10 protein-coding genes are annotated in these 12617 nt (G+C 63.5%); all 10 read left to right on the forward strand.

Going from position 1 to position 12617, the window contains the following annotated elements; translation table 11 throughout:
• Positions 1–2: 2 nt before the first annotated feature.
• From O0881_RS26665 to ftsA, 10 genes are read left to right on the forward strand one after another with little or no spacing between them, the layout of a single operon-like run.
• A complete protein-coding gene (locus O0881_RS26665) occupies positions 3–1511 on the forward strand; it encodes a UDP-N-acetylmuramoyl-L-alanyl-D-glutamate--2,6-diaminopimelate ligase (RefSeq protein WP_289913657.1) in 1509 nt (502 codons plus the stop codon).
• An 11-nt stretch (positions 1512–1522) separates the two neighbouring features.
• Positions 1523–2953: a UDP-N-acetylmuramoyl-tripeptide--D-alanyl-D-alanine ligase gene (gene murF / locus O0881_RS26670; protein ID WP_289913691.1), complete on the forward strand. Its 1431-nt coding sequence runs from the start codon at positions 1523–1525 to the stop codon at positions 2951–2953.
• A gap of 2 nt (positions 2954–2955) precedes the next feature.
• The gene (gene mraY / locus O0881_RS26675; RefSeq protein WP_077399841.1) at positions 2956–4131 is read left to right on the forward strand and encodes a phospho-N-acetylmuramoyl-pentapeptide-transferase; all 1176 of its coding nucleotides are present in this window, start codon (positions 2956–2958) and stop codon (positions 4129–4131) included.
• Positions 4131–5687 carry a UDP-N-acetylmuramoyl-L-alanine--D-glutamate ligase gene (gene murD / locus O0881_RS26680; protein ID WP_289913658.1) on the forward strand — a complete coding sequence of 519 codons (1557 nt, stop codon included), beginning with the start codon at positions 4131–4133 and terminating at the stop codon, positions 5685–5687. Before mraY ends, murD begins: the two co-directional genes overlap by 1 nt.
• A complete protein-coding gene (gene ftsW / locus O0881_RS26685) occupies positions 5687–6898 on the forward strand; it encodes a putative lipid II flippase FtsW (RefSeq protein WP_289900367.1) in 1212 nt (403 codons plus the stop codon). Before murD ends, ftsW begins: the two co-directional genes overlap by 1 nt.
• A complete protein-coding gene (murG, locus tag O0881_RS26690) occupies positions 6895–7989 on the forward strand; it encodes an undecaprenyldiphospho-muramoylpentapeptide beta-N-acetylglucosaminyltransferase (RefSeq protein ID WP_289913659.1) in 1095 nt (364 codons plus the stop codon). Before ftsW ends, murG begins: the two co-directional genes overlap by 4 nt.
• Before the next feature lie 10 nt (positions 7990–7999).
• A complete protein-coding gene (gene murC, locus O0881_RS26695; protein ID WP_131376196.1) occupies positions 8000–9403 on the forward strand; it encodes a UDP-N-acetylmuramate--L-alanine ligase in 1404 nt (467 codons plus the stop codon).
• Between the two features lies 1 nt (position 9404).
• The gene (locus O0881_RS26700) at positions 9405–10373 is read left to right on the forward strand and encodes a D-alanine--D-alanine ligase (protein ID WP_289913660.1); all 969 of its coding nucleotides are present in this window, start codon (positions 9405–9407) and stop codon (positions 10371–10373) included.
• Position 10374: 1 nt separating this feature from the next.
• Entirely contained in the window at positions 10375–11193 is an 819-nt protein-coding gene (locus O0881_RS26705; protein WP_099665427.1) for a cell division protein FtsQ/DivIB, read from the forward strand.
• A 53-nt stretch (positions 11194–11246) separates the two neighbouring features.
• Complete coding sequence (gene ftsA / locus O0881_RS26710; protein WP_010394955.1) at positions 11247–12479, forward strand: cell division protein FtsA; 1233 nt, start codon at positions 11247–11249, stop codon at positions 12477–12479.
• Positions 12480–12617: the final 138 nt, after the last annotated feature.

Raw genomic sequence — 12617 nt, forward strand, 5'->3', positions numbered from 1 at the left:
TCATGACCATACAAGACATCAGTTTGTGGATCAAAACGGCTGCCCCGTCCGGGCAGCTGACGTCCGATTCGCGCCGCGTGCAGCGCGGCGACGTGTTTTTCGCCTACGCGGGCGCGACGCATTTCATCGAAGCGGCCATCGAGCAGGGCGCCGCCGCCATCGTGCACGACGCCGTTGAATGGAACGCCGCATGGAGCGTGCCGCACCTGCTGGTCAGCGACCTGAAACGCGTGGCCGGCCCCGTGGCGCATGCTGTTTACGACATGCCCGACAGCGCCATGTTCAGCGCCGGCGTGACGGGCACGAATGGCAAGACCTCGTGCGCGCTGTGGCTGGCGCAAGCCCTGGCGCGCCTAGGTGAAACCTCTTCTGTCATCGGCACCCTGGGCGTAGGCCTGTGCAAGCCGCGCGGCGCCATCGAATTCGACGTGACCGGCTACACCACGCCGGACGCCGTGCTGCTGGCGCGCAAACTCGCCGCCATGCGCGACGCCGGCGCCAAGGCCGTCGCCATCGAAGTGTCGTCGATCGGCCTGGACCAGGAACGCGCGGCCGGCATGCATTTCGATGTCGCCATGTTTACCAATTTGACGCGCGACCACCTCGACTACCATGGCGACATGGCAGCCTACGAGGCAGCCAAGGTCAAGCTGTTCGATTGGCCCGGCCTGAAAACGGCCGTTATCAACCTGGACGACCCCATGGGCTTGCGCCTGGTCCGCCATGTGGACGGCAAGCTGGCAGGCGAGTATCCGGTCATCGGCTATACCCTGCAGGATGCGGCCGCCTTGCCCGATTTGCAGGGTGTGCTGATGCTGCGCGCCAGCCAGTTCCGCAGCCGTAATGCCGGCACCGACTTCCATCTGGAATGCGCGCTGGGCGTGGCGCTGATCAAGACGCAGCTGGTGGGCCACTTCAATATCAGCAATGCGCTGGCCGTGCTGGGCGCCTTGCTGGCGCATGGTACCGGTCTGCGCGCCGCCATCGACGGCATCGAATCCCTGCAGCCGGCCCCGGGCCGCATGCAGCAGGTGGGCGGCCAGGAAGCGCCGATGGTCGTCATCGATTACGCGCATACACCGGACGCGCTGGAAAAAACTCTGTCCGCCTTGCGCCAGGTGGCGCAGGAGCGGGGCGGCCAGCTGTGGTGCGTATTTGGCTGCGGCGGCGACCGCGATCCGGGCAAGCGTCCGCAGATGGGCGCCATCGCGCAACTGGCGGACCACGTGCTGGTCACCAGCGACAATCCGCGCAGCGAAGACCCGCACGCCATCATCGCGCAGATCGTCGCTGGCATGCGTGCCGACGGTCCGCAGCCGCAAGCCATCGAAGACCGCGCCGGGGCCATTTTGTCGGCCATCAAGCACGCAGCCAAGCCGGACGTGATCCTGTTGGCGGGCAAGGGCCATGAGCCGTACCAGGAAATCAAGGGCAAGAAACTGCCGTTCTCCGATGCCGACCATGCGCAGCTGGCCCTGTCCGCGCGCCTGACGATGATGAGGACGAATTGATGGATAGCCTGATGCACGCGAGCCTGGCTGAATTGATGCCGTCGCTGGACGGCGCACAGCTGACGGGCGACGCCGCTTTTGACGGCGTGTCCACCGACAGCCGCAGCGCCCAAGCCGGTTCGCTGTTCGTGGCCCTGCGCGGCGAGAGTTTCGACGCCCACGATTTCCTCGACCAGGTGGCCGCGCGCGGCGTCGCCGCCGTGGTGGTCGAGCACCTGCCGGCGGGCTGGGACAGCAACAAGGTGCCGGCCATCGTGGTCGCCGATACCCTGGCCGCGCTGGGCCGCATCGCCAACCACTGGCGCTGCCGTTTCAATTTGCCCGTCATCGGCGTCACCGGCAGCAATGGCAAGACCACAGTCAAGGAGATGATTTCATCCATTCTGGCGGCAGCCTTTGGCGAAGAGGGCCGGCTGGCCACGCGCGGCAACCTGAATAACGAGATCGGCGTGCCCCTGACCCTGTTCCGCCTGAGCGAACAGCATAAGGCAGCCGTCATCGAGATGGGCATGAACCACCCTGGCGAGATTGCGCGCCTGGCGGCGATTGCCACGCCAACCCTGGCGATGGTCAACAATGCGCAGCGCGAGCATCAGGAATTCATGCACACGGTGGAAGCGGTGGCACGCGAGAACGGCGCCGCGCTGGCGGCCCTGGCGCATGACGGCGTGGCCGTCTTCCCGCATGGCGATGAGTTTACGCCCGTGTGGCGCGAACTGGCCGGCGCGTGCGCCGTCATCACCTTCGGCCTGTCGAAAGAGGCGGATGTCAGCTGCACGCACCGCGCGGCCGAGGATTTTGGCAGCGACCTGTTCGTCAGCGTGCGCGCACAGGACGGCGGCTTGCGCCAGTTCTTCGTGGGCTTGCAGGCGGCAGGCGAACACAATGTGCGCAATGCGCTGGCGGCAGTGGCATGCGCTATCGGCGTCGGCATCGCGCCAGAACATATCAAGCAGGGCCTGGAGGCGTTTTCTCCCGTGAACGGCCGGCTGCAGAAAAAACGCGCCGCCAATGGCGCCACCATCATCGACGACACGTATAACGCCAATCCGGATTCGGCGCGCGCAGCCATCGATGTGCTGGCGCAGGCCGCGGCACCGCGCATCCTGGTGCTGGGCGAGATGGGTGAAGTCGGCACGCAGGGGCAGCAGTTCCACGAAGAGATCGGCGCCTACGCCGCCGCCAAAGGCATCGAACACGTGCTGGCGACGGGCGGTCTGGCGCGCCATCTGGTCAATCCGGCACAGGCAGCCGCGAGCCAGGAATCAGGCACGGTCGTGGAGTATTTCGAACAGTTCGACGGTTTGCTGGCGGCGCTCGATGCGCATTTGTCCGGCCGTTCGGATGCAACAGTATTAATCAAGGGCTCCCGTTTCATGAAGATGGAACGGGCCGTGCAGCATTTGATTGGTTCAAACAACAATAACAAGGAAGCTCACTAATCATGCTGCTCTGGCTCGCTCATTATTTCCAGGACGACATTGGCCCATTGCGGGTCTTTAACTTCATCACGTTCCGCGCCGTCTTCGCCACCCTGACGGCGATCTTGATCGGCCTGTGCGCCGGTCCTGCCGTGATCCGCATGCTCACGCGCATGAAGGTTGGCCAGGCCGTGCGTACGGATGGCCCGCAAACGCATCTGAAAAAACACGGCACCCCCACCATGGGCGGTGTGCTGATCCTTATCGCCATCGGCATTTCCACCTTGCTGTGGGCCGACCTGTCGAACCGTTTCATCTGGCCCGTGCTGATCGTCACCTTGGGCTTTGGCGCCGTCGGCTGGGCCGACGACTACCGCAAGGTGGTGCACCAGGATCCGGAAGGCATGCGCTCGCGCGAAAAATACTTCTGGCAGTCGCTGATCGGCATCGCCGCCGCGTTTTACCTGGCGTTTTCCGTCTCTATCTCCGAGCCCAATGCCGGCCAGGTGTGGAATCTGATCTACGCCTGGGTGCAGTCGGGCTTCGCCATGGACTTGCCGCCGAAGGCCGATCTGATCGTCCCCTTCTTCAAGACCATCAGCTATCCGCTGGGCGTGTGGGGCTTCATCGCGCTGACGTATTGCGTCATCGTCGGCACCAGCAACGCCGTCAATTTCACCGATGGCCTTGACGGCCTGGCCATCATGCCGACCGTGATGGTGGGCACGGCCCTGGGTCTGTTCGCCTACCTGACTGGTAATGCCACGTATGCGCGCTACCTGTTCATCCCGCATATCCCGGGCGCCGGCGAACTGGTGATCTTCTGCGGCGCGCTGGCCGGTTCCGGCCTGGCCTTCCTTTGGTATAACACCCACCCCGCGAAAGTATTCATGGGCGACGTGGGCGCGCTGGCGCTGGGCGGCGCACTGGGTACCATCGCCGTCATCGTGCGCCAGGAAATCGTCCTGTTCATCATGGGCGGCATCTTCGTGGTTGAAACGCTGTCCGTGATCATCCAGGTCGTCTGGTTCAAGTACACCAAGAAGCGCTTTGGCGTTGGCCGTCGCGTCTTCCTGATGGCGCCATTGCATCACCATTTTGAACAAAAAGGCTGGAAGGAGACGCAGGTTGTCGTGCGTTTCTGGATCATCACCATGATGCTGGTGCTGCTCGGCCTGACCACCTTGAAGCTGCGCTGATGATGTACGACGCTAAAACCGCACTGGTACTGGGCCTCGGGGAGTCAGGCCTGGCCATGGCCCTGTGGCTGGCCCGCAGTGGTGCGACCGTGCGCGTGGCCGACACAAGGGAGGCCCCGGAGCGCCTCGCCGCGTTGCAGGCCGCCGTACCGCAGGCGCAGTTCATCGCCGGCGCCTTCACGGCCGACTTGCTTGACGGCGTGGACTTTGTCACCGTCAGCCCAGGCCTCGCGCCGGGCCGCGAACTGGCGCAGATTGCGCCGGCCGCTACTGAGAAAAACATCCCCGTGTGGGGCGAAATCGAACTGTTCGCGCAGGCGCTGGCCGCCTTGAAGGCGGAACGCGGCTATGCTCCGAAAGTCATCGCCATTACGGGAACGAATGGCAAGACGACCGTCACCAGCCTCGTAGGCTTGTTGTGCGAACGCGCCGGCCTTGCCACGCGCGTGGCCGGCAATATCAGCCCGGCCGCGCTGGACGTGCTGCGCGAAGTGCTCGATGCCGAGCCTGCGCCGCAGCCGGTGGATGCGGAGGCTGAAGCGGCGGAACCCGCCGCCAGCACCTTGCCGCAAGCGTGGATCCTGGAATTATCCAGCTTCCAGCTGCACACGACATTCAGCCTGCAGGCCGATGCGGCTACGGTCTTGAATCTGTCGCAGGACCATCTGGACTGGCATGGCGACATGGCCGCCTACGCCGCCGACAAGGCGCGCATCTTCGGCGACCAGACCGTGCGCATATTGAACCGCGACGATGCGGCCGTGATGCACATGGCCGACCCGTTGGTCGAAACCATCACCTTCGGCACGGGCGAACCGGCGGAAGTCGACAGCTTTGGCCTGGTCAATGAACGTGGCATCTTCTGGCTGGCGCAAGCTGTGCCCAGCGAAGAAGTGATTGAGAAAAAACGCAGGAAGAACGATCCGGCGCCGGAACCGGTGCCGACGATGGCGAAAAAGCTGATGCCGGCCGACGCGCTGAAAATCCGCGGCCAGCACAATGCCTCGAATGCGCTGGCGGCGCTGGCCCTGTGTCGCGCCATCGGCCTGCCATTCGCGCCGCTGCTGCATGGTTTGCGCGAATACCAGGGCGAGCCGCATCGCGTGGAGCTGATCACGGCAGTGGGCGAGGTTGAATACTACGACGACAGCAAGGGCACGAATGTGGGCGCGACCGTGGCGGCCCTGTTCGGTCTGGGCAAGGCGTTTGGCGGCGCGGAACAGCGCCTGGTGCTGATCGCCGGCGGCGATGGCAAGGGGCAGGATTTCTCGCCGCTGGCCGAACCCGTATCGCGCTACGTGCGCGCCGTGGTGCTGATCGGACGCGATGCCCCGGCCTTGCGCGCGGCCCTCGAACCGGCCGGCGTGGACATCGTCGACTGCGCCACCTTGCCGGAAGCCGTCAAGCGCGCCAGCAGCCTGGCGCTGGCTGGCGATGCCGTGCTGCTGTCGCCCGCGTGCGCCAGCCTGGACATGTTCAAGAACTATGCGCATCGCGCGCAGGTGTTTGTCGACGCCGTGCGCGACATCGCCCTGGAAAACGGACAGGATATCTGATGGCTTTCCAACTGCCCTTCAGCTTTGGTTCCGGCTCGGCTGCCAAGCCGCTGGATAGCCGCGCGCGGCAATCGAAGATGATGGACTATGACAAGCCGCTGGTATGGGTCGTCCTGCTGCTCATGTTGCTGGGCATGGTGATGGTGTATTCGGCGTCGATCTCGCTGTCGGATGCACGCAAGTTTGCCGCCTACACGAACAATTATTTTGTCGTGCGCCAGGCGCTGTTCATCGGCGTGTCGATCATCGTCGGCGCGATGGTGTTCCGCATCCCCGTCGCCACCTGGCAAAAGATGGCGCCGTGGCTGTTCATCGGCACCCTGGTGCTGCTGGTGATGGTGCTGATACCTGGCCTGGGCGTGTCGGTCAACGGCGGCCGCCGCTGGCTGAACCTGCCGGGCCTGCGGCCGCAGCCGTCCGAGCTGATGAAGGTGGTGATGGTGCTGTATGCGGCCGATTACACGGTGCGCAAGCAGGAATACATGCACAAGCTGACCAAGGGCTTCATGCCGATGGCGCTGGCCGTCAGCTTCGTCGGCCTGCTGCTGCTGATGGAGCCCGATCTGGGCGCCTTCGGCGTGATCGTCTGCATCGCCATGGGTATCCTGTTCCTGGGTGGTGTCAACGCCATTTGGTTCGGCGGTATCGGCGCCATGCTGACGGCGATTTTCGTTACCATCATCGCCCTGTCGAAATTCCGCCGCGAGCGGTTTTTTGCGTATCTTGACCCGTGGCAGGAAGACAATGCCCTGAACAAGGCTTACCAGTTGACACACTCGCTGATCGCCTTCGGGCGCGGCGAACTGTTTGGCGTGGGATTGGGCGGCAGCGTGGAAAAACTGCATTACCTGCCCGAAGCGCACACGGACTTCCTGCTGGCCGTGATCGGCGAGGAGCTGGGCCTGGTGGGCGTGCTGGTCGTGATCGGCATGTTTTACTGGATTATCAAGCGGGCGTTCGACATCGGCCGCCAGGCGATCGCCATCGACCAAACCTTCGCGGGACTGACGGCGAAAGGCATCGCCATCTGGATCGGCGTGCAGACCTTCATCAACATGGGCGTGAACCTGGGCCTGCTGCCGACCAAGGGCCTGACCTTGCCCTTGATGAGTTATGGCGGCACGGGCGTACTGATTAACTGTATCGGCCTGGCGATTTTGCTGCGCATCGATTACGAAAACCGGATCCTCATGCGGGGAGGCCGGCTATGAACAACGCGACGAACTTGAAAACGACGAAAAGACTGATGATCATGGCGGCCGGCACTGGCGGTCATATTTTCCCGGGCCTGGCGATTGCGCAGACGATGCGCGCGCGCGGCTGGGAAGTGAGCTGGCTGGGCACCACTCACGGCATGGAGCAGGAGCTGGTGCCGAAGAGCGGCATTCCCATGGATGCCATCGCATTTTCCGGCATGCGCGGCAAGGGCTTGGCGCATACCATTCAAGGCGGCTTCAAGATGTTGGCCAGCTTTTTTGCCATCCGCCGTTTCATCGCCAGCCGCAAGCCGGACGTGGTGATGGGCATGGGCGGCTACGTCACTGTGCCTGGCGGCCTGATGGCGCGCCTGAAAGGCGTGCCGCTGGTGCTGGTCAATGCCGACGCGGCGCTGCTGTTGTCGAACAAGACCCTGGTGCCGCTGGCGCAGCAAGTGTGCTTCGGCTTTCCCGCCGATTTCGGCAGCGCCGCCGGCAAGGCCGTCGTGACGGGCAATCCCGTGCGCGCGGAAATCCTCGCCATGGAGCCGCCGGCGCCGCGCTTTGCGGGCCGCAGCGGCCCATTGCGCATCCTCGTGGTAGGTGGCAGCCTGGGTGCGAAAGCGCTGAACGACAGCCTGCCTGCCGCGCTGGCGCTGATGCCGGAAGGCGAGCGTCCGCTGGTCACGCACCAGTCGGGCAAGAAGAATATCGACGCCCTGCATGCCGCGTATGCGCAGGCGGGCGTGCAAGCCAATGTGGTCGATTTCATCGACGACATGGCCAAGGCGTATACCGAGGCCGACCTGGTGATTTGCCGCGCTGGCGCCATCACCCTGTCGGAATTGACGGCGGCCGGCGTGGCCAGCGTGCTCGTGCCGCTGGTGGCGTCGACCACCAGCCACCAGCGCGACAACGCGCAATGGATGGCGCAGCAAGGCGCGGCGATTCATCTGCCGCAGACGGAAATGAGTGCCGCGTCGCTGAGCGCGCTGCTGGCGTCGCTGAGCCGCGATACTTGCCAGCAGATGGCGCAGGCAGCACTGGCAGCAGGCAAGCGCGACGCCAATGAGGCGATCGCACACGTATTGGAAAAACTGGCATGAGGTTAGCTCTGTGAAGCATAAAGTAAACAATATCCACTTTGTCGGCATTGGCGGCAGCGGCATGAGCGGCATCGCCGAAGTGCTGGTCAACCTGGGCTACAAGGTGTCGGGCTCCGACCTGGGCAGCAATGCGGCGACGCAGCGCCTCGCGAGCCTGGGCGCGACTGTCATGCTCGGTCACGCGGCGGAAAATATCGGCGACGCCGATGCGGTGGTGACGTCGGGCGCCGTCCCGCAAGACAATCCTGAAGTGGCGGCCGCCCGTGCGCGCAAGATTCCGCTGGTGCCGCGCGCCGTGATGCTTGGCGAGTTGATGCGCCTGAAACGCGGCATCGCGATCGCCGGCACGCACGGCAAGACGACGACGACCAGCCTGGTCGCTTCCGTGCTGGCGCAGGGTGGCCTCGATCCTACTTTTGTGATCGGCGGCCGCCTGACCAGCGCCGGCGCGAACGCCAAGTTGGGTTCGGGCGACTACCTGGTGGCCGAAGCCGATGAATCGGACGCCTCGTTCCTGAATCTCACGCCGATGATCGAAGTGATCACGAATATCGACGCCGATCACATGGACACCTACGAGCACGACTTCGAAAAGCTCAAGCAGGCTTTCGTGCAATTCACGCACCGCTTGCCGTTCTATGGCCGCGCCATGCTGTGCATCGATGATCCACACGTGCGTGCCATCATCCCGTCCGTCACCAAGCCCGTCACCACCTATGGTTTTGCGGAAGACGCGCAGGTGCGCGCCATCAACGCGCGCGCCGTGGGCCTGGAAATGCATTTCACCGTGCTGCAGGAAGGCTACCCGGACTTGGACGTGGTGCTGAACCAGCCTGGCATGCACAATGTGCAGAATGCCTGCTCGGCGATTGCCATCGCGCGCGAAATCGGCATCGCCGACAGCGCCACGCAGCAGGGCCTGGCGGAGTTTTCCGGCGTGGGCCGGCGCTTCACGCGCTACGGCGACGTGGCGCTGCCGAATGGCGGCAGCTTCGCCCTGGTCGACGATTTCGGCCACCATCCGGTGGAAACGGAAGTGACCCTGGCCGCTGCGCGCGCCGCCTACCCGGGCCGCCGCCTGGTGCTGGCCTTCCAGCCGCACCGCTACAGCCGCACGCGCGACCTGTTCGAGGATTTCGTCAAGGTGCTGGGCGCGCCCGACGTGCTGCTGCTGTCCGAGGTGTATGCGGCTGGCGAAGCGCCTATCGTTGCCGCCGACGGCCGCGCATTGGCGCATGCGCTGCGCGCGCGCGGCAAGATCGAACCGATCTTCGTCGAATCCATGACCGACATGGCCGACACGATCATGAGCGTGGCGCGCGACGGCGACGTCGTGCTGACCATGGGCGCGGGTTCCATCAGCGGCATCCCGCAACAACTGACTACGTATCAATCCAACACTGTAAAGGCCTGATGTGAACCAAGCTTCAGCTATCGATGTAAAACAATTGGGCAAGGTCGGCGTCCTGTTCGGCGGCAGCTCGGCCGAGCGCGAAGTGTCGCTGATGTCCGGCACGGGCGTGCTGGCCGCCTTGATCAGCCATGGCGTGGATGCGCATGGCTTCGACACGGGCGAGCGCAGCCTGGCCGAACTGGCCGCTGAAAAATTCGACCGCGTCTTCATCGCGCTGCACGGCCGCTTCGGCGAAGACGGCAGCCTGCAGGGCGCGCTGGAACAACTGGGCATTCCCTACACGGGCAGCGGCGTGATGGCTTGCGCGGTGGGCATGGACAAGGTCTATACCAAGATGATATGGCTGATGCACAAGCTGCCGACGCCGCAGTACGCGGTGCTGGACGACAGCTCGGACCTGGCCCAGGTGGCCGCGGAACTGGGCTTGCCGCTGATCGTCAAGCCGCCGCATGAAGGCTCGAGCATCGGCATCACGACCGTCAACGAAGCGTCGGCCTTCCAGGCCGCCTACGACGTCGCCGCCGGTCTCGATGATTCGGTGCTGGCCGAGGAATTCATCAAGGGCCGCGAATTCACCGTGGCGATCCTGGGCAAGGGCGCCACGGCGCGCGCGCTGCCGCCGATTGAAATCGTCGCGCCGCAAGGCAATTACGACTACCAGAACAAGTACTTCACGGACGATACGCAGTATTTCTGCCCGCCGCAGCTGGATCCGGCGATCATCGCGGAGATGGAACGCATCGCCGTGGAAGCCTACCGCGCCCTCGGCTGCGAAGGCTGGGGACGGGTCGATGTGCTGATGCGTGCGGCCGACAGCAAGCTGTTCCTGCTGGAAGTGAATACCTCGCCCGGCATGACGGGCCATTCGCTCGTGCCGATGGCGGCGCGCGCGGTGGGCATCAGCTATGAAGACCTGTGCCTGGAAATCGTCGCCGACGCGCGCCTGAAAATGCACAAGGGACAGCACTGATATGTGGCATGACGCTAAAAGCCTGAATACGACCGCCAACGGCTTGCTGGCCGCGGTTCTGGTCGTGTGCGTGGCAGCCGGCGTCTGGTGGGTCTCGCAGCGTCCCATGTTTGACCTGCGCACCATCAAGGTGGAAAGCGCGGACGACAAGGGCTTGCGGCATGTGAATTACCTGACCCTGCGCAGCGGTACGCTGGGCCGCATAAAGGGCAATTTTTTCACGACCAATCTGGAAAGCGTGCGCGGCGTGTTCGAGTCGGTACCCTGGGTACGCCGTGCCAGCGTGCGCCGCGAATGGCCGAACCAGCTGATCGTGGCGCTGGAAGAACATGAAGCGCTGGGTACCTGGGGCGAGGATGGTCGCCTGCTGTCGGTCAAGGGCGACGTGTTTACGGCGAACGTGGCCGAGGCGGAAGACGACCATGAATTGCCTGCGTTTGCCGGCCCCGATGGCAGCGAAAAGGAAGTGCTGGCGACCTACGTACAGCTGGCAAAGTGGTTTGCGCCGTTGAAGATGGTGCCGGAAACCCTGTCGCTGTCGAGCCGCTATGCGTGGACCGTAAAACTGGATAACGGCATGAGCGTGGCGCTGGGGCGCGAACAGAATCATACGACACTGAAGGCGCGGGTCGACCGGCTGGTTGGCATCTACCCGCAGCTGGCGAGCCGGCTGGAAAATATCGACACGATCGATATGCGTTACCAGAATGGCCTGGCGCTCAGTTCCGCCGGCCTGGTGATACCGGCCGAAGGCAAGGATGGCAGGCCGGCAGCGGCAATCAAGAAGAAAAATGGCAGTCCGATTAAAAAACCGACTTAACCGAATAATCAATTAATCAATCAATTAATAGCCCAAAAAACTAGGCGAAAGAAATGACAAAAGACGCGAAAAACCTGATCGTCGGCCTCGACATCGGCACCTCGAAAGTGGTGGCGGTGGTAGCCGAAGTGATGTCCGACGGGCGCCACGAAGTGATCGGGCTGGGCCAGCACGAATCGAAGGGCCTGAAAAAGGGCGTGGTGGTCAATATCGAGGCCACGGTGGAGTCCATCCAGCGCGCGCTGGAAGAGGCCGAGCTGATGGCCGACTGCAAGATCCGCAATGTGTATGCGGGTATTGCGGGCAGCCATATCCGCAGCTTCAATTCCAGCGGCATGGTGGCCATCAAGGACAAGGAAGTGACGGCGACCGACGTGGCGCGCGTCATCGAGACGGCAAAAGCGGTTAACATTCCGACCGATCAGCAATTGCTGCACACGGTGCCGCAAGAGTTCATCGTCGACAGCCAGGAAGATGTGCGCGAGCCTATCGGCATGAGCGGCATCCGCCTGGAGGTGAAGGTGCATATCGTCACCGGCGCCGTGTCGGCGGTGCAGAACATCGTCAAGTGCGTGCGTCGCTGCGGCCTGGAAGTGTCGGACCTGATTCTGCAGCCGATGGCGTCTGCCGACGCGGTACTCACGCCCGACGAGAAGGAACTGGGCGTGGTGCTGATCGACATCGGCGGCGGCACGACCGATGTGGCGGTATTCTCCGATGGCGCGATCCGCCATACGGCAGTCATTCCCATCGCCGGCGACCAGATCACCAACGACATCGCCATGGCCTTGCGCACCCCGACCGCGGAAGCGGAAGAAATCAAGATCCGCTATGGCGTGGCCAAGCAGGTCCTGGCCGATCCCGGGGAATCGCTGGAAGTGCCTGGCCTGGGCGACCGCGGCCCGCGCAACCTGTCGCGCCAGGCGCTGGCGGCAGTGATCGAGCCACGCGTCGAAGAGCTGTTCGCGATGGTGCACCAGGTGGTGCGCGAATCCGGCTACGAAGGCGTGCTGTCGTCGGGCATCGTGCTCACGGGCGGCACCTCCATCATGCCCGGCATGGTGGAAATGGCGGAAGACATTTTCCTGAAACCGGCGCGCCTTGGCACGCCCGAGTATCGGGGCCAGCTGGCCGACGTGGTGCGCAGTCCTCGCTATGCCACGGTATTGGGCCTGCTGCTGGAAGCGAAGAAGCAATACCTGCGCGGCCACATCGTGACGCGTCAGGACGGCTCGGTGAAGGCAGTCTGGCAGCGCATGAAGGAATGGTTTTTAGGGAATTTTTAAGGGCTTGATTTACGCCCGGTAGGTCAGGTTTTTTTGGCAGCATCGCAGGTACACACACATAACTTTATTTTATATTTAACCGCAGTTTTCAATCTCCAGTTCTCCTACCAATATGAGGCCTGGCGCTTGGAAACCGCA

The organism is Janthinobacterium sp. SUN100 (genome assembly GCF_030397705.1).
Lineage (GTDB): Bacteria > Pseudomonadota > Gammaproteobacteria > Burkholderiales > Burkholderiaceae_D > Janthinobacterium > Janthinobacterium kumbetense.